Raw genomic sequence first — 22540 nt, forward strand, 5'->3', positions numbered from 1 at the left:
CAGGCCGGACTCGGTCTTGAACTGTGCTTGCAGGTTATTAACTCGTAAAAGCTCTGTCACGTTACCATCCTCGCACTAGAGAATGCCCCTGAGCCGGGGCGAGCGCATCCGTCACCGACTGGCTAAAAGCTCTAAGCCCAATTATATATGAAATACTTTCTCAGGACAAGGACACGTAGCGGCGTGCTATGCCCTGGAGATAGCCTTGGCCGGGCACCAGAACTCCTCGGAAACGCAGACTCCGCAATCGGTGCATTTCCTGGGGTCGATGGCCACGGACGTCAGGCTGAGTTCATCCTGCTGGAAAGGTTTGCCCACAATAGCATTTTCCGGGCAGCGGTTAACACAAAGGCCGCATTTGAGACAGATTTTAGGATTGATTTTATAAGCCACTTTAAACTCCTTAAGGTTAAAGATTATAGCGTATTCAGTTGCCTTGATTAGTAGCCCTCGTCCTTCCAGACATTCCAGTCAATTTTCTCCCGGATAGACGCCGGCAAAAGCTGCTGGTAAAACTTCTCCGTATGGGAGGGGCCTTGATTTATCTCGATGAATATCCAGGGTCGGAAAGTGGTTATCGGCAGCCAGGGGGCGTGGATGCAGTTCGGCGGAATATAGACTACCGTGGACTTGGTGATGATATGCCTTTCCATTTCCGGGCCCATATAAAACTCAACCACCGCGCCCAGGTCCGAGGGGTCATCCGGGTTGGTCCCGACGTGGAAAAGCAGCTCCGGGTCTTTATGGATATGCGGCGGATGCCCCCCCATAGCGTGACGGGGTATGGGCAGGTCCGGCTTATATGGGTCGTAGGGGGCCAGCAGGGGCGCGAAGATGGCGATAACCAGCGCCCGATTGAAGAATACCTTTATGAACCTCCGGAACTCACTGACTCGCGGCGGAGATATTCCGCGGCCGGGCGGATATACCTTTGAATCAGAACGGCCGGCAGCAGGCGCAGCTCTTGGGAGAATACCTGGCCGGAGAGAAAATAGATGCCGTTTACGCCAGCCCGTTGCAAAGGGCGGTAAAGACCGCCGCGGCGGTGGCTGCGCCGTAAAAGCTGGAGGTGACCATCGCCCCGGAGGTGATTGATATAAATTTCGGGGACTGGCAGGGACTGCCGTCGGCGCAGGTGAAACAGCAATACCCACGGATTTACCGGGACTGGCTGTACACGCCCGCCCTGGCGAAAATACCGAACGGGGAGTCCCTGGCAGACGTTGGCAGCCGGGCTTTACCGCTATTGGAGAAAATAGCGGGGCGGGCTCTTCAGGCGAAAGTGCCGTTTTTGGACAGCCGGGAGAGGTTATAGCGGACGCGGGCGCCGGACTCCAGCAGGGCATCCACGTATTCCGCCGTCCGGGGTTTAATGCGGTCTTCCAGCCCCAGGATGCCGAGGCAAGCGGGTAAAATGTAGTTCTTGATAGGCACGGAAATACTCATCGCTCCGTGGGCCCGTTCGCCGGTGCCGATGACGTATTCCTGCTTCCTGATTTCTTTCAATTGTGCCATCAGCTCTTCCTTGCTGGTAACGGTGCGGTCCGTCAATCGCTCGAAACTCAGGTTGTTCATGACTATTTTCAGCTCTTTGGCGGGCAGTTGGGCCAGCAGCACCTTGGAAGTGCCGCCGGCGTGCAGGTTGGCGCTGATTCTGCTCCTGGCTACAATCTGGATTTCCTGCGTGCTGGGGATTTCATGCAGCAGGTAGGTATTGATGCCGATGAGCACATTGACGGCGATGGACTCCCCGGTCAGCTTGGACAAGCGCTCCATTTCACTGATGGAGCACAGCACCAGGGTCTGGTGGGTGATGCTCGGGTTCGCGGCCAGTTCCGCGATTAATTTGCCGATGTAGTAGCGGCGGTTGATGGGGTTACGGATGGTAATGCCCGTTTCCCCCAGGGCCTGGAGCAGCCGGTAAACCGTGGATTTATTGATTTTTAAAGTCTTGGAGATTTCCGATACCGTGGTAATGCCCTTGTTGAGACAGCCGAGGATTTCCGCCGTGCGGAAAATGGACTTGAAGGGAGAGGGCTTCCTTTTAGTCTTTACGGCACTTTTTATCATCACCGATACTCCATGGCGCGATGGCGCCGCCGCGATATAGCTCGGGGTTTTAATCGCGGCATATCGTGGGCATTTCCACTGCTCATTATATCCGACTCCATGGATATGAGCAATTTCCCGCCGGGAGTGAGCTGGTGATGATGCTTATACTATAAAGCGGCCCGTGGTAATTAGCGGTTGGTCCCAACTGAAAACAGTAGAAGCTTTCAGTCTACGCGCTTTTTTTCAGCGTTAAGGAAGCCAGCACTAAAAATCCTACCGCGAACGCCGCCAGTATGCCTATATCCTTGCCCACGTCCAGCAGGCTTTGCCCCTGCTGCATCAGTGCTTTAATCCCCTCCACCCCGTAGGTCAGTGGCAAAAACTTGGATATCCACTCCAGGACGGCGGGCAGCTGCCGGACGGGTATGAAAAGCCCGCTGACGAATATCTGCGGCACGATAACCAGCGGGATGAACTGTATCATCTGGAACTCGTTCCGGGCGAAGGCGGAAAAGAAAGTGCCCATGCATACCGCCACGATGCCGATAAGCACCTGGAAAATCAGGATTTGCCACAAATCGCCGCGGTAGCTGATATTCAGCACGTAAATCATGTAAAAGAACATGATCAGCGTTTGTATCAGCGCGAAGATAAGCAGTCCCAGCAGGTAGCCGGCCACGATATCCATGCGGGTCAGCGGCGCGGCCATCAGGCGCTCCAGCGTGCCCTGGGTGCGCTCTCTCAAAAAGCTGATGCCGGTTATTAGGAAGCCGAAGAAGAAAATCAGTATGGCCAGTATGCCGGGCGCGGCGTTGTTCAGCGTGTTTTTATCCGTCAGGCTGAAACCCGCGATGGTGGCTATCACCAGCGGCACGATAAGTATCAGCGCGATGGTGCGGCGGTCCCGCGCTACCTGCAGCATCACCCTCCAGGCGATGGTAAACGTATTACTGGACATCGTTCTTCACCTCGTCATGCTTGATGTAGTAGAGGAAAGCGTCCTCCAGCGTGGCATCTTTATTACCGGTGGCGGCGCGCAGTTCCGCCGGAGCGCCCTGGGCCACCACCCGCCCCAGCCGCAGGAAAGCCAGCTTTTCACAGTGGGCGGCGTCATCGAAGGTATGGCTGGAAATCACCAGCGTGTGCCCCGCTTTGGTCAGGTCCGTGAAGTAGTTCCAGAAATGCACCCGCAGCTCCGGGTCCAGTCCCACCGTGGGCTCGTCCAGGAAAATCAGCGGCGGCCGGTGCACGATGGCGCAGGCCAGGCTGACGCGCTGTTTCATGCCGCCGCTGAGCTTTAGTATGGACGTCTTACGCTTCGGCCACAGGTCAACTATCTTGATAATTTCATCCACCCGCTGCGCCCGCTCGGCGGCGTCCTTCAGGCCATAAATATGGGCGAAAAAGTCGATATTCTGGTGTACCGTCAGCTCGGAGTAAAGCGCCGGCAGCTGCGGCATGTAGCCGATGAGCCGGGCGTTCTGCGTCGCGGGCGCTTTGCCCAGGCATTCGATGCTGCCGCGGGCCGGCTTGAGCAGTCCCACCATCAGCCGGATAAGCGTGGTCTTGCCCGCCCCGTTGGGCCCCAGCAGCCCGTAGCTGGTGCCCGGCGGTATCGCCATGCTCATACCGTCGATTACCTTGAGCCCGCCGTAGTTGAAGTCCACGCTGTCCACGTTTATCGCGGCATCGGTCATCGCCAAATCTCCTTTAGTGTTTTTCCCCGCCGTTTTCCCCCAGCAGCCCGTGCAGCACGAAGCTCACAATCTCGTCTGTTACCTGTTCCTCCGGCATCTTGTGCAACGGGCTGGTATCGCCTTCCGCCAGCCGGAGCACTAGGAAGCCCAGGAACATACCGCCGATTACCCTGACCGCCACCGGAGGCTCCAGGCTGTTGATTTTGCCGGAAGCGGCCAGCGCGCGGTAGCCCGTCTCGATGCGTCCCAGGAAGGGGTGGAGGAACTCTTGCAGCCACAAAGCTCTCAGCTCCGGGTCGCGCAGGATTTCTGCTATCAGTGACGGTATCCTGCCGAAGGCCGGATTCTTGATAAGCTCCAACCGGTCCTTGATGATGTTCTTGAAAATGACTTCTATGTTCCCCTGCGGGATTTTATCTATCAGCTGGAGCAGGGGAGCGGTAATGATGAGTTTCTTGATAACGGCGATAAACAGCTCTCTTTTACTGGGGTAGTAAAGGTAGATGGTGCCCGCCGCCACCCCGGCTGCCCTGGCTATTTGCGGAATCGTCGCGGCGGCGTAGCCCTTGAGAGTGAATACGTCCATGCCCGCCTGGAGGATTTGTTCCTGCCGCCGGGCGGTGATTTTCTGTTTCCGCAGCTCTTTGTCCGCCATTTTCCGGTCTCCCACGTATAATGAATGAACGTTCATTCATTATTGTAGTGGGGAATTGACCTTTTGTCAATAGTCACGGGGGGCTTTGGGGGGGATTAAACCGTCGAGATGGTGTAGTGGTTTCCCTTCATGGTGCTGATGTCCAGGTCAACCGTGGCGGCTTTAAGGAAACGGTCCAGCCACCAGTAGATATCACGGCGGCGTATCAGGGTGCGCAGCTTTCTCATACGGGCTTTCCGCTCCTCCACGGGCATGAGATAGGCGTGATGGATGGCGTTGGCGATACCGGCCACGTCATAGGGGTTGACCACCAGCGCGTACCGGCCCATCTGGTAGGCGGCCCCGGCGAACTCGCTGAGTATCAGCACGGCATCTTCGTCGATGTTGGCGGTGCAGAACTCCTTGGCCACCAGGTTCATGCCGTCTTTTATCGGCGTGACCAGGGCCACATCCGCGGCATTGTAGTAGGAGACCAGCTCGTTCCGGCTGAGGTTGCGGAACATGTAGTTTATCGGCGTCCAGCCGGGATGGCCGAATTGCCCGTTGATTTCACTGACCATCTGCTCGATTTCCGTGCGCATCACCTGGTATTCCGGGATATTTTCCCGGCTCGGCACGATAATTTGAATGAGGGTAATCATGCCGCGCAGCTCGCTGAAAAGCTCTAGCGCCATCCGGTAGGCCTTGAGTTTTTCCGGGATGCCTTTGGAGTAGTCCAGCCGGTCCACGCCGAGGATTATCTGGCAGTTGGCCGTCACCCGGCGCAGCTCTTCCGTCCTTTCCACGGCGGATTTGGTGGCCGCTTCATGGGCGAACTCATCATAATCTATGCTGATGGGGAAAACGCCCACCCGCACCGCCCGCCCCTGCATCTTGATGCGGGATATCTGCCGCCGGGCGTCGAAGCGCAGGTTCCGGTTGGACGCGCCCACGCAGTGCAGGAAGTTGTTCCTGTCGCGCGCCGCCTGGAATCCCAGCAGGTCGAACTCCAGCAGCCCTTTGAGTATTTGCTGTCGCCACGGCAGCTTGTTGTAGATATCCGGCGGCGGGAAGGGGGTGTGCAGGAAGAAGCCGATGCGCCGGTCCGGCGCCAAAGCCCGCAGTTCCCGCGCCGCCAGCATCAGGTGATAGTCCTGTATCCAGATATAGTCGTTCGGGGTGGTGTTCTCGGCGATAACCCTGGCGAATTTGCGGTTGACCGCTTCATAGGCCGCCCAGTAGGACGGCTCGAAGTTGCACCGCGACTGGAGGTCGTGGAAGAGGGGCCACAGGATTTCGTTAGAAAATCCCAGGTAGTATTTATCGTATTCTTCCTGGGTCAGCATTACCGGCTTGAGGGTAAAGCCCAGCTCCTCCTCGCCTTCAGCCAGGATTTCTTCCGGGCTTTCCGGTTCCATGATGCCCGGCCAGCCAATCCACATGCCCTGTTTTTCTTTCACTACCGGTGACAGGGCGGTGACCAGCCCCCCCGGGCTAACCTTGGCCTGCCAGGCGCCTTCGGCGTCTTTTTCCAGCTCTACCGGCAGGCGGTTGGAAACGATTACGATTCTTGTACTCATAATGCGACCCCGCTCGGTTCGTTCCTCCTTTATTAAATACGAAACTGGCAGATTTCTCAACCCCTGGGCTTAATTGAAAGGCGGGGCGGGGGGATAAGGGGCGGGCGGACTATTCTAAAGGAATTACGTCTTTGGCGGCGAACAGGGTGATGTAGCCGCAGCTCTCGCAAATCAGGGGCAGCGCGGCGATAAAGGATTTCTCGATGGCAAAGCCGGATGGCTCCTGCTTTTTCAGCAGCGGCAGGCCCACGATGTTATGGATGTGCACGCCGAGTGCGCCGCAGTTGGGACATCCCTGGTACTTTTTCTTAACGAACTCAATGGCTTTCTCAACGTCGCTGTGGCTCATTGATTCCATGGCGGCACCTCCCGTTTACCCTTTTCGGCCGGGGCCGGAGGTAATGCCGGACAGTCCGGCCCGGATGGGGAAAAACGTAAGCTGTTTACAGCGCTTTGATAATATCACATTACCTTGCCAAACGCTAATCCCGGAATGTAATTTGATATATTTACACGCCCGCCCGCTGCCGGTTAAATTAATATCCGCTCTTTCCCTTTAGTCCCGTTTATATGGAGTCCCACTATGCCTATCCCCCTTACCCCTTACCCCTGGTCCCTTTCCCCTCTTCTTGACAGTCCGGCAAGGTCTGGCTATGATTCAAGCGGTATGACCGCGCTGATTTTCGTCAAAGACCTGCTGGTAGCCACCCTGGGGCAGATAGCCTCTCTGTTCCTGGGCGTGGTCGTCTTCGGGCTGCTGATACACTTCGTCTCCCAGCTTTCGTTCAAGAGCCTGGGGAACTCCCTGGGGCCGAAGGGGACCTACCTGGTGGCCTGGCTGGGCACCCCCATCCACGAGCTGGGGCACGCCTTTTTTTGTCTCGTGTTCGGGCACAGAATCGAGGAGATAAAGCTGTTTCAGGCAGACCCGGATAGCGGCACGCTGGGCTACGTTTACCACACCTGGAACCCCAAAAACCCCTGGCACGTGCTGGGGAATTTCTTCATCGGCATCGGTCCGATGGTGCTTGGCTGCGCCGTGCTCTTCGGGCTATTTTACTTTATAATGCCGGGCAGCGGCGGCGTCTGGCACGCTATCATGGATAACGTGGGCGGGCTGGGAAAAGACTCGCCGGTAAGCAGCTACTTTGCCGCTTTCCGGGACTCCGGTCTGGCCATTTTCCGGCTGATATTTACCGTGCACAACCTTGCCCTCTGGCGGTTCTGGCTCTTCCTTTACCTTTCCATCTGCGTCGCCTCCAATATCCGCCTAAGCTGGTCGGACTTCAAAGGCTCGCTGGCCGGCCTGGGCTGCATGGTGATGCCGTTTTTAATATTGAACCTGATACTGCTTATCGCCGGACAGACCACGGACTATGTCTTCCCCTATACGGCGTCGGTGCTGGGCGGGGTCTACAGCCTGCTGCTGCTCGCGCTGATAATGGTGCTACTGGGCTTTGCGGTCATTTACCTGCTGACATCCGTCTATTACCGGATAAAATACCGTGCGTTCCTCAACCCCTTTAAATAACCGCACCGGAACAGATTTTACTCTTAAAAGGCGATAAGTGATATAATCGGTTTAGAAAAAGCGCCGCTGGTAAAAGGATATATATAATGGACAACAGTCTTGATGTGATTAAAGACGCTTTGCCCTACATCATACCGCTGCTCGTCGTGGAAATAGTCCTCCTTTTTTGGGCGGTGTTTGACCTTGACCGGCGTAAAAATATTACCAGTAAAAGTAAAATGGTCTGGATGATGGTTATCATTTTCTTCGGCATCATCGGCCCCATCTTCTATTTCATCTTCGGCCGCCGGGGGAAAGTCGTTAACAGAGAATAAGACCTAATTTTCCTAATATCATCGCTAATCAGTTTGTTTAATAAGGAAAGGAGAGCATACCGATGGGAAAATCCAAGTATGGCAAGTACATCACCACGGAGTTGAAGAGGGGTATCGTCATGCCCGGCTACAAGGGCCCCCAGGAGATCAGGCAGGGCTACGCCGACGGCCACCGCCTCGGGCTGGAGCACATTATCTGGATGGACAAGGAAGTCCTGACCGGCGCCTTCTACGGCGAGTACACCTGGCAGTGGCCCGGCACCATGAAAGACCAGATGCAGATGCCCCGGTTCGAGCAGCCCAAGCTTATCACGCCGGAGCTGGTCCGCAGCGGCAAGGTGCCCGGCATTGCCCCCCACGCCCACCCCTTCATCGAGATTTTCACCTACTTCGGCACCAACGTGGATGACCCGTCCGACCTCGGCGGGGAAATCGAGTTCTGGATTCAAAATGAAAAATTCGTTTTCACCAAGAGCTTTATGGTCTATCTGCCCGCCAACGTGGAGCATTGCCCGCTGGTCTTCCGCCGCATGGACGCCCCGATGTTCCATATGACCCTCGGCTCGGGCGATATGTACGTGTAGCCCGCGAAACGGACACCTATAAATTTTTGAAAGAGGTAAATGAAATGCATCAGGGAAAGAATGCCAAATACATTGTAGATACGCCCAAAGCCAACGCCAAGTACCCGGCCTACCGCACCAAGACCGACCCCAAAATCGTAAAGCCGATTGTGACCGTGGACGACCAGACCGTGCCCGGCGCCGAGTTCTATGCCGACGCCAAGTGGATCGCCCCCGGCTCCAAGGCTGACCTGAAGCTGTGCGAGTCCCATACCCACGAGTACGGGGAAATGCTCGGCTTTTACGGTTTCAACTACGATAACATCCAGGACCTGGGCGCGGAGATTGAAATAGTCATCGATAACGAGGTAAATATCGTGGACCGGAGCTTCGCCGCCTATATACCTCCCGGCGTCCAGCACGGGCCCATCATCATCAAGAACATCGTCCGGCCTATCTTTTTCGTCTCCTCCGGGCGCCATCCCCGCTATGAATAGCGAATAAAAAAACCGGAGGTGATCTAGCGTGACTACGGTTAAAGAGTTCAACCATTACGGAGAGGAACTGGAGAAGGTCTTCCAGCTGCGCACTTCCCCGGTGGCGGTAAAAATGCTGGAAACGGAAGCGGATATCCCGGAAGGAGCTCTGCGCCCCAAGAAAGACCATAACTATCACCTGGCGCAGTGCCAGGCTTTTGCGCTATCCCGCAAGGAAGGCACCACGGTGGCCATGCTCAAGGAGGACCACTGGTGCCCCGCCGCCCTGATGGCCTACGGCATGGCGCCCCGCCCCACCGGTATGAATCCCACCCGCATGCACCCCAACGAGAGCTTCGAGGAGGGGAAATACATCGGTATTCTCACGGCGCCGCTGGAGACCGCAACATTTGAACCGGATGTGGTAATCATCTATTCCAATACCGCCCAGCTGCGCAACCTGCTGCTTTCCGCGGGGCCGGATGCCGTGGCCAATACCAACGGGCGCTTTTTCCCGCCCTCCTGCGCCCACGCCGTGGTAAGCCCCATGCTCAAGGGCGGCTACTGGGTGGTAATCCCGGACCCCGGTGAGTACCAGCGCGCCCTGTGCGAAGAGGGGGAGATGATGTTCGCCGCGCCGGCGGATAAGATGGCGGGGCTGATGGAGAGTCTGGACAAGTCAAAGGATTTCGGCTTTTCCTACCGGCGCCACCATTACTTCATGCTGCCGGACTTCCCCCGCCCGGACTTTTATAAAGTCATGTTCAAGGAATGGGGGCTGGAAGACTACTAAATGGCAAAGTCGCAGCATCCGCACGGCCATTCCCACAGCCACCCGCATGATGCGGTAAGCATCACCCGGCAGCTGCGGGCAAAAGGCTACCGCCTGACGCCACAGCGGCTGATGATCCTGGCGGCGATAGAGGACAGCGCCGAGCACATCTCCGCCGAGGAGATTTACGCGGAGGTGGCGGCGCGCTTTCCCCACGTCAATATCTCCACCGTTTATCGCACCCTGGAGCTGCTCAAGAAGCTGGGCATGGTCTATGAAATCAACCTGGGCGAGGGGCGCATCCGGTTCCACTCGGAAGAGAGCGGGCACCACCATCACCTGGTCTGCCAGCTGTGCGGCGCGGTAACGGATATCGATGAAGCGGTGTTTTCGTCGCTGGGTGAGGCGCTGCTGCGCGACTATGATTTCCAGGCGGAGCTGCGGCACGTGGGCATCTTCGGCGTGTGCGGGGACTGCCGTAAAAAGTCCGCCGCGCGGGGAGGCAGCTGATGCCTGCCGGCCGCCGGGAGAAATGGGAAAAAGAGGTTTTAAAGCCGGCGCTCCAGCGTTTCCCGGAGCGTCAGCCCGCCTTTGAGCTTACCTCCGGCATGCCGGTCAAGCCGCTTTACACCCCGGATGACCTTCAGGACGCCGACCTTGAGGCGTCGCCGGGTTATCCGGGGGAATACCCTTTCGGGCGGGGCATCCAGCCCACCATGTACCGCGGCCGCCTCTGGACGATGCGCCAGTACTCCGGCTTCGCCTCGGCGGAGGAGTCCAACCGCCGCTACCGCTATCTGCTGGCGCAGGGCCAGACCGGCTTAAGCGTCGCCTTCGACCTGCCCACCCAAATCGGCTACGATTCCGATAATCCCCTCTCGCGGGGGGAGGTGGGCAAAGTGGGCGTGCCCATCGATACCCTGCGGGACATGGAAGTACTGTTTAAAGACATCCCGCTGGACAAGGTCAGCACCTCCATGACCATCAACGCCACCGCCCCGGTCCTGCTGGCGATGTACATCGTCCTGGCGGAAAAACAGGGCGTCGCTCCGGGAAAACTGGACGGGACCATCCAGAACGATATTTTGAAAGAGTACATCGCCCGCGGCACCTATATCTATCCCCCCGCCCCCTCCATGAGATTGACCACGGACATATTTGAGTATTGCAGCAAAAACCTGCCCCGCTGGAACACCATCAGCATCAGCGGCTACCACATCCGGGAGGCGGGCTCCACCGCCGTGCAGGAAATAGCCTTTACCCTGGCGGACGGCATCGCTTACGTGCGGGCGGCCATCGCTAAAGGCCTGAATGTGGACGACTTCGCCGGGAGGCTATCCTTCTTTTTCGACGCGCACAACAACCTGCTGGAGGAGGTGGCCAAGTTCCGCGCCGCGCGCATCCTCTGGGCGGAGATAATGCAAGAGCGCTTCCAGGCTAAAGAGGCGCGCTCCTGCATGCTGCGTTTTCACACCCAGACGGCCGGTTGCTCTCTCACCGCCCAGCAGCCCTACAACAACATCGTCCGGGTGGCGGTGCAGGCGCTGGCGGCGATATTAGGCGGAACGCAGTCGCTCCACACCAACTCCTACGACGAGGCTTACGCCACCCCATCGGAAGAGGCGGTCACCACCGCCCTGCGCACGCAGCAGGTGCTGGCTTACGAAAGCGGCGCGGCGGACGCCGTGGACCCGCTGGGCGGGGCGTACATGGTGGAAACGCTGACGCGGGACATCAAGGCCGCGGCGCAAAAGTACATCGAGAAGATTGACGCCATGGGCGGGGCTTTGGCGGCGATAGAAAAGGGCTACCCGCAGCGGGAAATCCAGGAAAGCGCCTACCGCTACCAAAAGGAAGTGGAGGCGGAGGCGAGGGTGGTGGTGGGGGTCAACAAGTACGTGGCGCCGTATGAAAAGATAAAGAGCCTGCTCCGCATCGACCCCGCCGCGGAAAAGCAGCAGGTGAACGCGCTCAAAAAAGTGAAGCGGGAACGCGATAATAAAGAGGTCGCCGCCGCCCTGGTAAATCTGAAAGAGACGGCGCAGACCGGCGAGAACACCATGCCGGCTTTCATCCGGTGCGCGGCGGCGTATGCCAGCATCGGGGAGATGTGCGATACCCTGCGGGAAGTCTTCGGGGTGCAGAGGGAATCGCTGATTTTCTAGCTTTTATACGTGATTCGTTTTGTAAAAACCGCCTTTTTTCAACTTTTTATTTTATGGTCGATTTCATCGTCGCCGCAGGAATTGTTTTATAATTTCAGCTACGCTTCGTTTCGTAATTTTTCATTGTTTTTTCCCGGTCCAGCTACGATTCGTTCCGGCAATCGAGGCCGGTCTGAAAACCGCATTTATTATCAGTCCGGAGGATAGCTAGAAGCGGCAATCTATTATATAATGCAACAGAAAGCACCGGTAAACAAGGTGAGATTGTCGTTCCGGCGAGGGGGGAACCAGGGGGGAGGGTGAAAACCGCCCACCGCCCCGAGATCCTTCGCTTCGCTCAGGATGACAAAATAGCTCAGGATGACAAAATAGTTCAGGATAACAAAGTAACCGGGGAAAATAAAAATGATAAAAAGAGTCCATCACATCGGCATCGCCGTCAACAACCTTAAAGAAAGCACGGCGCTCTTCGAGAAGCTGCTGGGCATCAAGGCGCATATCCAGGAAGCGCCCGGCCAGCAGGTCACCGAGGCCTCTTTCAAAATCGGCGGCGAGGTGGAAATAAACCTTATCGAGCCGACGGGGCCGGACAGCACCGTGGCCAAGTTCCTGGAAAAGCGCGGCGAGGGCCTGCACCACATCGCGCTGGAGGTGGACGACATCAACGCCGAGCTCAAGGTGATGGAGAAGCAGGGCATCCAGCTCATCGATAAAGAGGGGCGGGAAGGGGTGGCGGGGCAAATCGGCTTCCTGCACCCGAAGTCCGTCAACGGGGTGCTGGTGGAGCTGGTGCAGCCGCGGAAGAAAAAGGTAAAATAACCGTGTTGTCATTCTGGCACGTGCACTTCGTTCAGTGTAAACTCCGGCCAGAATCCATTAGTGATGGCCGGGTATTTATATATGCATAAGGTGGATTCCAGCCTTCGCTGGAATGACATGAGGAAAGGTTGGATGCCAGCCCCGATTGACATACGGGGTATACTACCTTCGCTGGAATGACAGGATTATAAGTAAGTTAAGCGGAGCCGCCTATGAGTCATAAAAAAATCCGTGTGCTGGTAGCCAAGCCGGGCCTGGACGGGCATGACCGCGGCGCCAAGGTGGTGGCGCGCGCTTTACGGGACGCGGGCATGGAGGTCATTTACACCGGCATCCGGCAGACCCCGGCCATGATTGTCCAGGCGGCCTTGCAGGAGGACGTGGACGTCATCGGCCTGAGCTGTCTTTCCGGCGCGCACCTGGAGCTATTCGGGGACGTGATGGCGGGGCTGGGGGAAAAGGGGATAGGGGACATCGTGGTGGTGGCGGGGGGCATTATCCCGGAGGACGATATCCCCGCCCTGGAGAAGATGGGCATCAAGGCGGTCTTCGGGCCGGGCGCGAAAACAACGGATATTGCCGAGACGATAAAGAAGCTGGCAACTAATAGCTAGCGAGCCGTTCGGGGGGTGTTTTTATGGATAGGGGTATTTTCAAGGATTTAGAGACCGGACGGCTTTTATTGAGGAACCTTGCCCAGGATGACGCGGCTTTCTTTTACCGCGAGTTTTCTGACCCCGCCGTCTCCGAATACCTCTTTGACGCCGACCCTCCCGAATCCGTGAATGAAGTCCTGAAATGGATTGCCTGGTATAATGATAACAATCCTGACCATAACCGCTGGGTAATCGTTAATAAAGAAACGGGGCTACGCATGGGCACTTGCGGCTTTCATATTTGGGATGCCAGGAACAACAGGGTGGAAATAGGCTATGACCTCCTCCCGGAGTTTTGGGGCAAGGGGTACATGCGGGAAGCGCTGCAGGCCGCTATCGATTTTGCCTTTACCATTATGAATATCCACCGCATTTACGCTGTTACTTATACCGGCAACCACCGTTCCATAAAAGTGCTGGAAAAACTGGGTTTCCATAAAGAAGGGCTGCTGCGCGACCAGTTTTTGTTCCGGGGGAAGTATTACGACCATTTCCAGTACTCGCTTCTCAAGGAAGAAAGCGGAATTTAAATTGAGGGCCGCTGATGGAAATCGTTATTAAAGAGCTTACCGTTGAGCTTCTTCCAGATATCAATAAAGCTAATGACGAGTTCGTTATCGACTCCAAAATCGTCCCGCATTACGACAACAACCGTTTGAGTTACACCGTCGTTCCCGTTCCCGCTTATCATAAAAAATACCAGCCGGAAACACCCGATTTTTATGCCTCCCATGTTGGCAGTCCTGATAAAGTCGGGTTCATCGCCTACAGCGACGGCCGGGTGGCGGGGCAGCTCCTTATGCACCGTAACTGGAACCGCTTTGCCTGGATAGAGGACATCCGCGTCGATGTTAAATTCCGGCGGCAGGGCATTGGTAAGACATTAATATCATGCGGCGAGCAATGGGCTAGAAAGAATAGCTTTCCGGGCATCATGCTGGAAACGCAGGATACCAACGTTAAAGCCTGCCGCTTTTACGAGAGTAACGGCTTCGTGCTGGGAGGTTTTGATACAATTCTCTACCATGCGGCTAGACTCTATGCTGATGAAATCGCGCTGTTCTGGTACCTGGTGTTTTAGTCATGAAAATCAGAAACGCCGCGGAAAAAGACATATCTGAAATCGCCGCCCTGTCCGCCCGGTTCACGAATGAAGTCCCCACCTGGGGCCAGGCAGCCCTTACGGAAGAGCAAGTGCGCCGGCTGGACATGAGGCTGGTCTGGGTGGCGGAAGACGCCGGTAAAATAACCGGCTACGCGGTCTGCCTCCCCCATGAGAACGACGGCGGCTGTATCTATAAAGATAATGATAAAATCCTGGAGCTGGGCGAGATTTACCTGGTGCCGGAGGCGCGGGGAAAAGGGGTGGGGTCGTTGCTTTTAAAGACGATTAATGATGACGCGCTCAAAGCGGGCTACACCAAGCTGCTGGTCTATTCTTCGGTAAAAGAACTCGACCCCGTAGTGAAATTTTACCGCGGCGGCGGTTTCCGGACCTGGGGGATTCAAATGTTTAAAGAGATTGAATAAGCGCTGATGACTGTCTCGATAAAAAACCTGGAAAAAGCCGATATCCCGCCTATAATGGCCGCTTTTACGGGGTCGGAGTGGAAAACGCCGGAAGCCTATTTTCAGGGTCGGCTGGCGGCGCAGGAGAAGGGGGAAATCGACTTTCTGCTGGCGCGGTACGGGGACGCCGTGGCCGGTTTTACGACGGTAAAATGGCGCTCGGACTATCCGCCGTTCGCGGCGGAGGGCATCCCGGAAATCAACGACCTCCGGGTTTTGGCGGCCTTCCGGCGTAAGGGCGTCGCCGCCGCTTTAATGGACGAGGCGGAAAAAAGGATATTTGAAAAATCTCAGGTGGCCGGCCTGGGCGTGGGACTATACGCGGACTACGGCGCCGCCCAGCAATTGTATGTTAAACGCGGCTACGTGCCGGACGGGCGGGGCCTGATGTATAACAGCCAGCCCGTCAGCCCCGGCCGTGATGTGTTCGTGGATGACGACCTGCTGCTCTATTTCACCAGAGAGCGTCCCGCCTGAGCTCCTTGCCCGTAACTGAAAACTTATAACTGACAACTGACTACTAACAGCTAAAAAATCCCGCACCCCACGAAAAGCCTCCCCGCCCCGATAAAGAACACCAGCACCCCGATAATCAGCCCCGCTATCCCGAAGGGACTCCTCGAACGCGCCGCCGCCGACCCGCCCAGCGTCGCCCCGATTACCGCCAGCGGCAGGGTGGTAAACCAGTTGAGCCAGCCCAGGAAAGGCACCAGCCCGATTACCATAAATACCAGCGCCAGCAGGCTGATGCCCAGGCCGATTATGCCCATATCGCTTTCCCTCCGTTCTTATGGGGTATCCCTGTCTTAATTATAAAGATTTTCCCCTCAACCGCCAAGCTGCTTCCGGGTATTGACAAAAGTCCGGGACAGGCGCATACTCAGGCCGCCCTGAAACCTGAATGTTTATTTAGGGAGGGATGCGCCGTGAAACAGTACAGTCATGCCTGGGTCGCGTTTATGGCGATTAAGCGCCTGGAAGACCGGATAGAGGACCTGAAAAAGCCCGACCGGGAGTACGCCGCCGGGCTCATCGAGTGGTTTAAAAGCCACAGGGACGGCGTTATCCAGGGCGCCTGGTATCCCGATAATTTGATTAACGATAAAAGCAACAAGCACGTCCTCAAATTCCGCCCGGCGGATAACGAGTCGCCGGATGTCATTGTTTACCCCCCGGAGGAAATCAAAGAGCTGCCCCGGGAATACCTTACCTATCAAATAGGGGAGAACTCCCCGGTACGGCACCGGCCCTTCGCCGTGGTGGACAAGCACGACAATCTGCCGAACCGCTGCGAATCTCTGGCGGAATCGTTCATCGACCAGCTTATGGTGCAGTATGACCAGGACAAGGGGTCGCCGGTCGCTCCCACGGACAACCAGGTGGCGCTGTGGCTTTTCATGCTGAGCCACTATATCGCTGACGCCCACGTGCCGGTGCACTGTGACGGCCGCCAGTTTTCGGCCCCTCCCGGCATCCACGCCAAGCTGGAAGGCGTCTGGGACAAGGAAATCCGCAAATATTATTGCCTGGACGAGCCTAAAGAGCGCTTTATTTACGATAAAGACGGCTACCCGGCGCTGGAAGAGAAAAAGCGCGATGAGTACCAGCAGTCGTTCCTGAAAACCGTCACCGATAAGCTGGCCCAAAGGAAATTCGATTCCGATTACGGTAAGGGCAACGACAACACCTGGGATTTCATGAACGCGGTCTGCCACCGCTCCTATTTAATCAGCTACAGCTTTTTCCCGCCGCAGTACCAGAAAGAGAATGTCACCACCGCTAACTGGCAGACGCTGGCCGAGCCGGCGGACCTCACCCTGGAAAAGCTCAGCATCGCGGTGATGACGGATGCCACCGACTCCGTGGCGCGCGTCTGGTTCCGCATCTGGCGGCGCTACCAGGAATGGTACGGCACACAGGAGAAGAAAAGAATAGCGGCGGAAGCCAAAGTCGCTGCGGCATCCGGCTAGCCCTTCCTCCGGCCGGGTTGAACAAGATTAACCGTTAAGTCTATAATTTCACTAGCTATGGATAGTGAAACGAAACCGCAGGTATTGATATCCGCCGCGGCGATAGATGCAGCCGTTAAACGGATGGCGGCGGCGATAACCCGGGACTATCAGGGGAAAAACCCGGTGCTGCTGGGCGTTTTGAAAGGCTCCTTTGTTTTCCTGGCGGACCTGGCGCGTCATCTTGATTTTCCCCTGGAAATTGAGTTTGTCCGACTGGCCAGCTACGGGGCCGGGCGGGAAAGCGCCGGAAAAGTCGAGGTAGCGCAGGACTTGCGACTGGACATCCGGGGCCGGCACGTGCTGGTGGTGGAGGACATCCTGGATACGGGCATCACCCTGGCTTTCCTGATGAAGTACCTGCAAAATAAACAGCCCGCCTCTTTAAAGCTCTGCGCCCTGCTGGACAAGCCCGCGCGGCGGCGCGTGGACGTAAAAATAGATTATCAAGGACTGGAAGTGCCGGACAAGTTTTTGGTGGGGTACGGGCTGGACTGCGACGAAAAATACCGCAACCTGCCGGACATCCGCGTGCTGGAGGACTGACCCATGCGGGACGAGACCGGGGACATCCGGGATTTTTATAACGCCAGCGCGGAGAAGGAAGACCGGCGCCTGGAGCGGCACCAGCTCGAGCGCGATATGACCTGGCGCTACCTGGACAAGTACCTGCCGCGGCAGGGGAAAATTCTGGAAATCGGGGCGGGCACCGGGGCCTACACTATCCTCCTGGCCCGGAGGGGCTACCGCGTCACCGCCGTGGACTTTGCCGCGGAACTGCTCGATAAATGCCGCCAAAAAGCGAAGGAAGAAAAACTGGAGGATAAAGTGACCTGCCTGACGGCGGACGCGCGGGATTTGGCGGTGGTTATAGCCGCGGATTTTGACGCCGCGCTGATGATGGGGCCGCTTTATCACCTGGTACTGGAAGAAGACCGGCGGCAGGCGCTGCAAGAGGCTTACCGGCGGCTGAAATCTGGAGGCGTTATTTTTTCTACTTTAATCAGCCGCTACGGCATCTGGAACGATATTATGCAGCGGTTTCCTGATTACGTGGAATACCAGCCTTATATGAAGTCGCTGCTGACGCAGGGCACGGAAGGCCTCCCGGCGGAGCGTAAGGGGGCTTTTCGCGGGTATTTTGCCGCCACCCGGGAAATCGCGCCCCTCCATGAGGCTATAGGCTTTAAAACGCTGGCGCTGGCCGGCATCGAGACGGCCGGCGTGCGGGATGAAATGTATAATCCACTCCGGGGCAAAAGGCGGGAGTTGTGGTTGGACTTTCTCTTCGCCATCAGCGCGGAGGAGTCAATCGTGGGGGCTTCCAACCATATTTTGTATGCAGGGGTAAAGGAATAGATGTTGAAGGATAAACAGCAGCTCATATCCGCGGCTAAAGGCGATGCCCCCGCCGACCTTATACTAAAGAACGGCCGCGTGGTCAACGTTTTCAGCGGGGAAATAGAAAAAGCCGACGTGGCGATTTACGGGGGCAGGGTGGCCGGGGTGGGGGACTATGCTTCAGCTAAAGAAATAATCGACCTTAAAGGGAAATGGGTTGCCCCCGGCCTTATCAACGGGCATGTCCACCTGGAAAGCTCGATGCTGGACGCCGGGCAGTACGCCCGGGCGGTGGCGCCGCACGGCACGGCGGCCATCGTCACGGACCTGCATGAAATAGCCAATGTCTGCGGGATAGCCGGCATCGAGTATATCGTCAAGGCCGCCCGGCGTCTGCCTTTGGACTTGTTCCTGATGGCGCCCTCCTGCGTGCCGGCCACGCATCTGGAGACCTCCGGCGCGGTCATTTCCGCGGCGGATATTAAAAAGCTGTTGAGATTGCGCGAGTGCATCGGGCTGGGGGAGGTAATGAACTATCCCGGCGTGCTGGCGGGGGACGCCGCCATGCTGGATAAAATCGCGGCGGCGGGGGGCAAAGCGGTGGACGGCCACGCGCCCGGACTCGGCGGCCAGGACCTTAACGCCTACATCGGGGCGGGCATCGGCTCCGACCACGAGTCGGTGACGCTGGCGGAGGCGGATGAAAAGCTGCGCCGCGGTATGTTCTTGATGATAAGGGAAGGCTCCACGGAAAAGAACCTGGAGGAGCTGCTGCCGCTGGTGACCGCCCGCACTTACCCGCGCTGCTGCCTGGTCACGGACGACCGCCATGCCGCGGATATTTTGCGTGACGGGGATATCGACGCCGTGGTGCGCAAGGCCATCCGGCTGGGACTGGAGCCGGTACGGGCGGTGCAGATGGCCACCATCAATCCGGCGGGCTATTTCCGCCTAAAGGGGCTGGGGGCTATCGCGCCCGGCTTTTACGCCGACCTTCTTATACTGGACAGCCTGGAGGATTTTCAAATAGGCGCGGTCTATTACCGCGGGCGTAAAGTGGCGCAGGACGGCCAGCCGCTTTTTAGCATAAAAACACGGGACAGCGGCGCGCTCAGCCAAACCGTGAATGTAAAGTCGTTCACGCCGGACGCGCTAAAACTTAAAGTCGGGGGCGGGGAGGCTTACGTTATTGAAATAGTGCCGGGGCAAATTATCACCCGTAAAAGGCATTTGAAAGTGAAGGTCAAAGACGGGCTGGCGGTACCGGACACGGAGAGCGATATCCTCAAGGCGGCGGTGGTGGAGCGGCATAAGGCCACCGGCAATATCGGGGTGGGGCTGGTCAAGGGGTTCGGACTGCAAAGGGGCGCGCTGGCCTCGTCCGTGGCCCATGATTCCCACAATATCGTGGCCGTCGGCGTCTCTGACGGGGATATTTATGCCGCCGTTAAAGAGGTGATACGCCGGCACGGCGGCGTGGCCGCGGCGGCGGGGGGCAAAGTTTTGGGCAGCCTCGCCCTGCCGATAGCCGGACTGCTTTCCCCGCAGCCCCTGGAGGATGTGGTTAAAGGGCTGGAAAAGCTGGAAAAAATCGCTAAAGACCTGGGCTGCGTGTTGCCTTCGCCGCTGGCGGCCCTTTCTTTCCTGGCGCTGCCGGTCATCCCGGAGCTGCGGCTGACCGATTTGGGACTGGTGGACGTTAATGCGTTCAAGCTGATAGAATAAGGCTGTTGTCAGGCCGGGCGCCGGCTTCAGCCCGAGGGCGAGAAGCCATTAATGATGGCCGGGTATTTATGTATGCATAGGGTGGATTCCAGCCCCGATTGACATACGGGGTATGCTACCTTCGCGGGAGTGACAGGCAAATATGTTAGTAGAATCAATGAGAATGTCATGCTGGTACGTTCACTTCGTTCAGTGTAAACTACGGCCAGAATCTATTAATGATGGCCGGGTATTTATGTATGCATAAGGTGGATTCCAGCCTTCGCTGGAATGACAGGTAAAGAGTGGATTCCCGCCTTCGCTGGAATGACATGAGGAAAGGTTGGATGCCAGCCCCGATTGACATACGGGTATGCTACCTTCGCTGGAGTGACAGGCAAATATGTTAGTAGAATCAATGAGAATGTCATGCTGGCACGTTCACTTCGTTCAGTGTAAACTACGGCCGGAAGCCATTAATGATGGCCGGGTATTTATGTATGCATAGGGTGGATTCCAGCCCCGATTTACATACGGGGTATACTACCTCCGCTGGAATGACATGAGGAAAGGTTGGATGCCAGCCCCGATTGATATACGGGTATGCTACCTTCGCTGGAGTGACAGGCAAATATGTTAGTAGAATCAATGAGAATGTCATGCTGGCACGTTCACTTCGTTCAGTGTAAACTACGGCCAGAATCTATTAATGATGGCCGGGTATTTATATATGCATAAGGTGGATTCCAGCCCCGATTGACATACGGGGTATACTACCTTCGCTGGAATGACAAATAGTAATGATAAAGCGTAAATATAATACAAGAAGTCATGTTACCAGGAGTCGATTTTGATACGCCATTCTAACATCGAGCCGCTTTTTGAAAACCGCTATGACGCCGGGCGCAAGCTGGCGGAAAAGCTCAAGGAATACGCCGGTGAGAAAGCCATGGTGCTGGGCATCCCCAACGGCGGCGTGGCCGTGGCGCTGGGCATCGCCGTGGCTATCGGGGCGGACTTCGACCTCATAATATCCCGTAAAATACCCCTCCCCTTATCCCCGGAGGGCGGGTTCGGCTCCGTCACCGATGACGGCACCACCATCCTCAACGAGGCAATCGTCAAGCAGGCCGGGCTGAGCAAGCAGCAGATAGACTACCAGGTTACCCAGGTGCGCTCCAACGTCCGCCACCGCAGCCTTTTATACCATAAAGACCGCCCGCCGCTTTCCGTCACCGGGCGCACGGTCATCGTGGTGGATGACGGCCTGGCCTCCGGCTACACCATGCGCGCCGCCATCGCCTCCCTGCGGCACCGCAAACCGGCCAAAATAATCGCCGCTGTGCCGGTGGGGCCGGAAGCCGTGGTGCGGGAAATCCAGAAGGTGGCCGATATGCTGGTGACCTGCGCCGTCGGCAGCGAGAAGGAATTCTACGTTTCGGACTACTACCGCTACTGGCAGGACATCACGGATAACGAGGTATTGAACTGCCTCAAGGAATGGCGGCTGCGGCGCAACGGCGGCCGGATTCAGCTGCCGGAGAGAAAACGAAACCTGGACTGATTCTGTCTTAACCCAGGGACATGCCCCCGTCCACGCCCAGCACCTGCCCGGTGATGTACCTCGCCTCTTCCGAGGCCAGGAAAGCCACGGCCTCGGCCACGTCGCGCGGGGTGCCGGTGCTGCCCAGCGGAATGCGCAGCAGCATCGCCTGGCGGTGTTTCTCGTCCAGCTGTTCGGTCATCTTCGTCTCGATAAAGCCGGGGGCGATGGCGTTGGCGGTGATGCCCCGGGAACCTATCTCTTTGGCGATGGACTTGGTCAGGCCGATGACGCCCGCCTTGGCCGAGGCGTAGTTGGCCTGGCTGGCGTTGCCGGTGATGCCGACGATGCTGGCGATGCTGATGATTCTCCCCCAGCGCTGCCGCATCATGTGGCGTATGACCGCCCGGGAGCAGAGGAAAGCGCTCTTGAGGTCGATGTTCAGCACGGTGTCCCAGTCCTCGTCCGTCATGCGCATGATAAGCTGGTCGCGGGTGACGCCGGCGTTGTTCACCAGGATATCGATGCGCCCCATCGTGGTCGCGGCGGTCTCGATAAAGCGGTTGACATCCGCCGCCGCGCTGACATCGGCGGTGACGGCCAGGGATTTACGTCCCAGCGCCCTGATTTCCGCGGCGGTGTCTTCCAGCGTGGCCGCGGCCGCGGCGATATCATTGACGACGACATCCGCCCCAACTTCCGCCAGTTTCAGCGCGATAGCCTTGCCGATGCCGCGGGCGCTGCCCGTCACGATAGCTACTTTTCCCGAGAGGTCCATTTTATCGCCCCTTCAAAATAATTCTCTCTCCCGTCAAGGGAGAAGAGGAGTACCGAATCCTACTCACTCTCCCTTTATAAAAGGGAGACGACGGTATTTCCGCGGTCCCTCATGCACTGATATCCCGGTTATCCCCCTTTGGAAAAGGAGGACTCAGGCGGATACTATTCCCTTGATGCACCCTTATCTTAATCCTTTCCCGTCAAGGGGGAAGAGGAGTACCGAATCCTACTCACTCTCCCTTTATAAAAGGGAGACGACGGTATTTCCGCGGTCCCTCATGCACTGATATCCCGGTTGTCCCCCTTTGGAAAAGGAGGATTCAGGCGGATATTAT

Annotated in this window: 28 protein-coding genes and 1 pseudogene; 19 read left to right on the top strand and 10 right to left on the bottom strand. The window is 57.0% G+C overall.

Features of this window, described 5'->3' with window-relative positions; translation table 11 throughout:
- Window positions 1-186: 186 nt before the first annotated feature.
- On the bottom strand, window positions 187-393 hold the full coding sequence (locus WC370_08120) for a 4Fe-4S binding protein (protein ID MFA5309430.1): 207 nt from the start codon (window positions 391-393) through the stop codon (window positions 187-189).
- Between the two features lie 47 nt (window positions 394-440).
- Window positions 441-770: a hypothetical protein gene (locus tag WC370_08125; GenBank protein ID MFA5309431.1), complete on the bottom strand. Its 330-nt coding sequence runs from the start codon at window positions 768-770 to the stop codon at window positions 441-443.
- Window positions 771-904: 134 nt separating this feature from the next.
- On the opposite strand from WC370_08125, the pseudogene WC370_08130 reads away from it, so the two are divergent.
- Window positions 905-1315 (top strand): annotated as a pseudogene (locus tag WC370_08130) (histidine phosphatase family protein).
- Here WC370_08130 and WC370_08135 read toward each other — a convergent pair.
- The 6 genes from WC370_08135 to WC370_08160 all read right to left on the bottom strand — a co-directional run bounded on the left by WC370_08135 (window position 1273) and on the right by WC370_08160 (window position 6321).
- Entirely contained in the window at window positions 1273-2070 is a 798-nt protein-coding gene (locus WC370_08135; protein ID MFA5309432.1) for an IclR family transcriptional regulator, read from the bottom strand. The pseudogene WC370_08130 and the gene WC370_08135 sit on opposite strands and share 43 nt — an antisense overlap.
- Window positions 2071-2281: 211 nt before the next feature.
- Entirely contained in the window at window positions 2282-3010 is a 729-nt protein-coding gene (locus tag WC370_08140; protein MFA5309433.1) for an ABC transporter permease, read from the bottom strand.
- Window positions 3000-3749, bottom strand: coding sequence for an ABC transporter ATP-binding protein (locus WC370_08145; protein ID MFA5309434.1), 750 nt, complete (start codon window positions 3747-3749; stop codon window positions 3000-3002). The genes WC370_08140 and WC370_08145 overlap by 11 nt, the downstream gene beginning before the upstream one ends.
- Before the next feature lie 13 nt (window positions 3750-3762).
- Window positions 3763-4404: a TetR/AcrR family transcriptional regulator gene (locus WC370_08150; GenBank protein MFA5309435.1), complete on the bottom strand. Its 642-nt coding sequence runs from the start codon at window positions 4402-4404 to the stop codon at window positions 3763-3765.
- Between the two features lie 95 nt (window positions 4405-4499).
- Window positions 4500-5963 (bottom strand): trehalose-6-phosphate synthase, encoded by a 1464-nt coding sequence (locus WC370_08155; protein ID MFA5309436.1) that lies wholly within the window; start codon window positions 5961-5963, stop codon window positions 4500-4502.
- Window positions 5964-6072: 109 nt separating this feature from the next.
- Window positions 6073-6321 carry a hypothetical protein gene (locus tag WC370_08160; GenBank protein ID MFA5309437.1) on the bottom strand — a complete coding sequence of 83 codons (249 nt, stop codon included), beginning with the start codon at window positions 6319-6321 and terminating at the stop codon, window positions 6073-6075.
- A gap of 309 nt (window positions 6322-6630) precedes the next feature.
- Here WC370_08160 and WC370_08165 point away from each other — a divergent pair, with 309 nt between their 5' ends.
- From WC370_08165 to WC370_08225, 13 genes are all read left to right on the top strand, one after another.
- Window positions 6631-7494 (top strand): hypothetical protein, encoded by an 864-nt coding sequence (locus WC370_08165; GenBank protein ID MFA5309438.1) that lies wholly within the window; start codon window positions 6631-6633, stop codon window positions 7492-7494.
- Between the two features lie 86 nt (window positions 7495-7580).
- Window positions 7581-7808, top strand: a complete 228-nt coding sequence (locus tag WC370_08170; protein MFA5309439.1) for a PLDc N-terminal domain-containing protein — start codon at window positions 7581-7583, stop codon at window positions 7806-7808.
- Window positions 7809-7870: 62 nt separating this feature from the next.
- Window positions 7871-8392: a hypothetical protein gene (locus tag WC370_08175; GenBank protein ID MFA5309440.1), complete on the top strand. Its 522-nt coding sequence runs from the start codon at window positions 7871-7873 to the stop codon at window positions 8390-8392.
- Window positions 8393-8436: 44 nt separating this feature from the next.
- On the top strand, window positions 8437-8868 hold the full coding sequence (locus WC370_08180; protein MFA5309441.1) for a hypothetical protein: 432 nt from the start codon (window positions 8437-8439) through the stop codon (window positions 8866-8868).
- Window positions 8869-8896: 28 nt separating this feature from the next.
- Entirely contained in the window at window positions 8897-9640 is a 744-nt protein-coding gene (locus WC370_08185; GenBank protein MFA5309442.1) for a DUF169 domain-containing protein, read from the top strand.
- Window positions 9641-10129 carry a Fur family transcriptional regulator gene (locus tag WC370_08190; GenBank protein MFA5309443.1) on the top strand — a complete coding sequence of 163 codons (489 nt, stop codon included), beginning with the start codon at window positions 9641-9643 and terminating at the stop codon, window positions 10127-10129. It begins immediately after the preceding gene.
- A complete protein-coding gene (locus WC370_08195) occupies window positions 10129-11784 on the top strand; it encodes a methylmalonyl-CoA mutase family protein (GenBank protein ID MFA5309444.1) in 1656 nt (551 codons plus the stop codon). The genes WC370_08190 and WC370_08195 overlap by 1 nt, the downstream gene beginning before the upstream one ends.
- 405 nt (window positions 11785-12189) lie before the next feature.
- A complete protein-coding gene (gene mce, locus WC370_08200) occupies window positions 12190-12603 on the top strand; it encodes a methylmalonyl-CoA epimerase (GenBank protein MFA5309445.1) in 414 nt (137 codons plus the stop codon).
- A 212-nt stretch (window positions 12604-12815) separates the two neighbouring features.
- On the top strand, window positions 12816-13217 hold the full coding sequence (locus WC370_08205; protein ID MFA5309446.1) for a cobalamin B12-binding domain-containing protein: 402 nt from the start codon (window positions 12816-12818) through the stop codon (window positions 13215-13217).
- A gap of 23 nt (window positions 13218-13240) precedes the next feature.
- Window positions 13241-13789: a GNAT family protein gene (locus WC370_08210; protein MFA5309447.1), complete on the top strand. Its 549-nt coding sequence runs from the start codon at window positions 13241-13243 to the stop codon at window positions 13787-13789.
- Window positions 13790-13803: 14 nt separating this feature from the next.
- Window positions 13804-14340, top strand: coding sequence for a GNAT family N-acetyltransferase (locus WC370_08215; GenBank protein MFA5309448.1), 537 nt, complete (start codon window positions 13804-13806; stop codon window positions 14338-14340).
- Between the two features lie 2 nt (window positions 14341-14342).
- Window positions 14343-14789 (top strand): GNAT family N-acetyltransferase, encoded by a 447-nt coding sequence (locus tag WC370_08220; GenBank protein ID MFA5309449.1) that lies wholly within the window; start codon window positions 14343-14345, stop codon window positions 14787-14789.
- Window positions 14790-14795: 6 nt separating this feature from the next.
- The gene (locus tag WC370_08225) at window positions 14796-15305 is read left to right on the top strand and encodes a GNAT family N-acetyltransferase (GenBank protein MFA5309450.1); all 510 of its coding nucleotides are present in this window, start codon (window positions 14796-14798) and stop codon (window positions 15303-15305) included.
- 50 nt (window positions 15306-15355) lie between these two features.
- Here WC370_08225 and WC370_08230 read toward each other — a convergent pair whose 3' ends face one another.
- Complete coding sequence (locus WC370_08230) at window positions 15356-15598, bottom strand: hypothetical protein (protein ID MFA5309451.1); 243 nt, start codon at window positions 15596-15598, stop codon at window positions 15356-15358.
- Window positions 15599-15754: 156 nt separating this feature from the next.
- Between WC370_08230 and WC370_08235 the strand changes: the two genes are divergently transcribed.
- The 5 genes from WC370_08235 to WC370_08255 all read left to right on the top strand — a co-directional run bounded on the left by WC370_08235 (window position 15755) and on the right by WC370_08255 (window position 21446).
- On the top strand, window positions 15755-16798 hold the full coding sequence (locus WC370_08235) for a hypothetical protein (protein ID MFA5309452.1): 1044 nt from the start codon (window positions 15755-15757) through the stop codon (window positions 16796-16798).
- 57 nt (window positions 16799-16855) lie between these two features.
- Window positions 16856-17383: a hypoxanthine phosphoribosyltransferase gene (hpt, locus tag WC370_08240; protein ID MFA5309453.1), complete on the top strand. Its 528-nt coding sequence runs from the start codon at window positions 16856-16858 to the stop codon at window positions 17381-17383.
- A 3-nt stretch (window positions 17384-17386) separates the two neighbouring features.
- Window positions 17387-18196, top strand: a complete 810-nt coding sequence (locus tag WC370_08245) for a class I SAM-dependent methyltransferase (protein MFA5309454.1) — start codon at window positions 17387-17389, stop codon at window positions 18194-18196.
- Window positions 18197-19903, top strand: a complete 1707-nt coding sequence (gene ade, locus WC370_08250) for an adenine deaminase (protein MFA5309455.1) — start codon at window positions 18197-18199, stop codon at window positions 19901-19903.
- 829 nt (window positions 19904-20732) lie between these two features.
- Entirely contained in the window at window positions 20733-21446 is a 714-nt protein-coding gene (locus tag WC370_08255) for a phosphoribosyltransferase family protein (GenBank protein ID MFA5309456.1), read from the top strand.
- Window positions 21447-21453: 7 nt separating this feature from the next.
- Here WC370_08255 and fabG read toward each other — a convergent pair whose 3' ends face one another.
- Window positions 21454-22203: a 3-oxoacyl-[acyl-carrier-protein] reductase gene (gene fabG / locus WC370_08260; protein MFA5309457.1), complete on the bottom strand. Its 750-nt coding sequence runs from the start codon at window positions 22201-22203 to the stop codon at window positions 21454-21456.
- Between the last annotated feature and the right edge of the window lie 337 nt (window positions 22204-22540).

It is taken from the genome of Dehalococcoidales bacterium, assembly GCA_041652735.1.
Classification (GTDB): Bacteria; Chloroflexota; Dehalococcoidia; order Dehalococcoidales; family RBG-16-60-22; genus RBG-13-51-18.

Bases quoted from the DNA above. Each gene is read 5' to 3' on its own strand.
- WC370_08125 (MFA5309431.1), bottom strand. From the start codon at position 770: ATGGGGGGGCATCCGCCGCATATCCATAAAGACCCGGAGCTGCTTTTC.
- WC370_08135 (MFA5309432.1), bottom strand. From the start codon at position 2,070: ATGATAAAAAGTGCCGTAAAGACTAAAAGGAAGCCCTCTCCCTTCAAG.
- WC370_08140 (MFA5309433.1), bottom strand. From the start codon at position 3,010: ATGTCCAGTAATACGTTTACCATCGCCTGGAGGGTGATGCTGCAGGTA.
- WC370_08145 (MFA5309434.1), bottom strand. From the start codon at position 3,749: ATGACCGATGCCGCGATAAACGTGGACAGCGTGGACTTCAACTACGGC.
- WC370_08150 (MFA5309435.1), bottom strand. From the start codon at position 4,404: ATGGCGGACAAAGAGCTGCGGAAACAGAAAATCACCGCCCGGCGGCAG.
- WC370_08155 (MFA5309436.1), bottom strand. From the start codon at position 5,963: ATGAGTACAAGAATCGTAATCGTTTCCAACCGCCTGCCGGTAGAGCTG.
- WC370_08160 (MFA5309437.1), bottom strand. From the start codon at position 6,321: ATGGAATCAATGAGCCACAGCGACGTTGAGAAAGCCATTGAGTTCGTT.
- WC370_08165 (MFA5309438.1), top strand. From the start codon at position 6,631: ATGACCGCGCTGATTTTCGTCAAAGACCTGCTGGTAGCCACCCTGGGG.
- WC370_08170 (MFA5309439.1), top strand. From the start codon at position 7,581: ATGGACAACAGTCTTGATGTGATTAAAGACGCTTTGCCCTACATCATA.
- WC370_08175 (MFA5309440.1), top strand. From the start codon at position 7,871: ATGGGAAAATCCAAGTATGGCAAGTACATCACCACGGAGTTGAAGAGG.
- WC370_08180 (MFA5309441.1), top strand. From the start codon at position 8,437: ATGCATCAGGGAAAGAATGCCAAATACATTGTAGATACGCCCAAAGCC.
- WC370_08190 (MFA5309443.1), top strand. From the start codon at position 9,641: ATGGCAAAGTCGCAGCATCCGCACGGCCATTCCCACAGCCACCCGCAT.
- WC370_08195 (MFA5309444.1), top strand. From the start codon at position 10,129: ATGCCTGCCGGCCGCCGGGAGAAATGGGAAAAAGAGGTTTTAAAGCCG.
- mce (MFA5309445.1), top strand. From the start codon at position 12,190: ATGATAAAAAGAGTCCATCACATCGGCATCGCCGTCAACAACCTTAAA.
- WC370_08205 (MFA5309446.1), top strand. From the start codon at position 12,816: ATGAGTCATAAAAAAATCCGTGTGCTGGTAGCCAAGCCGGGCCTGGAC.
- WC370_08210 (MFA5309447.1), top strand. From the start codon at position 13,241: ATGGATAGGGGTATTTTCAAGGATTTAGAGACCGGACGGCTTTTATTG.
- WC370_08215 (MFA5309448.1), top strand. From the start codon at position 13,804: ATGGAAATCGTTATTAAAGAGCTTACCGTTGAGCTTCTTCCAGATATC.
- WC370_08220 (MFA5309449.1), top strand. From the start codon at position 14,343: ATGAAAATCAGAAACGCCGCGGAAAAAGACATATCTGAAATCGCCGCC.
- WC370_08225 (MFA5309450.1), top strand. From the start codon at position 14,796: ATGACTGTCTCGATAAAAAACCTGGAAAAAGCCGATATCCCGCCTATA.
- WC370_08230 (MFA5309451.1), bottom strand. From the start codon at position 15,598: ATGGGCATAATCGGCCTGGGCATCAGCCTGCTGGCGCTGGTATTTATG.
- hpt (MFA5309453.1), top strand. From the start codon at position 16,856: ATGGATAGTGAAACGAAACCGCAGGTATTGATATCCGCCGCGGCGATA.
- WC370_08245 (MFA5309454.1), top strand. From the start codon at position 17,387: ATGCGGGACGAGACCGGGGACATCCGGGATTTTTATAACGCCAGCGCG.
- ade (MFA5309455.1), top strand. From the start codon at position 18,197: ATGTTGAAGGATAAACAGCAGCTCATATCCGCGGCTAAAGGCGATGCC.
- fabG (MFA5309457.1), bottom strand. From the start codon at position 22,203: ATGGACCTCTCGGGAAAAGTAGCTATCGTGACGGGCAGCGCCCGCGGC.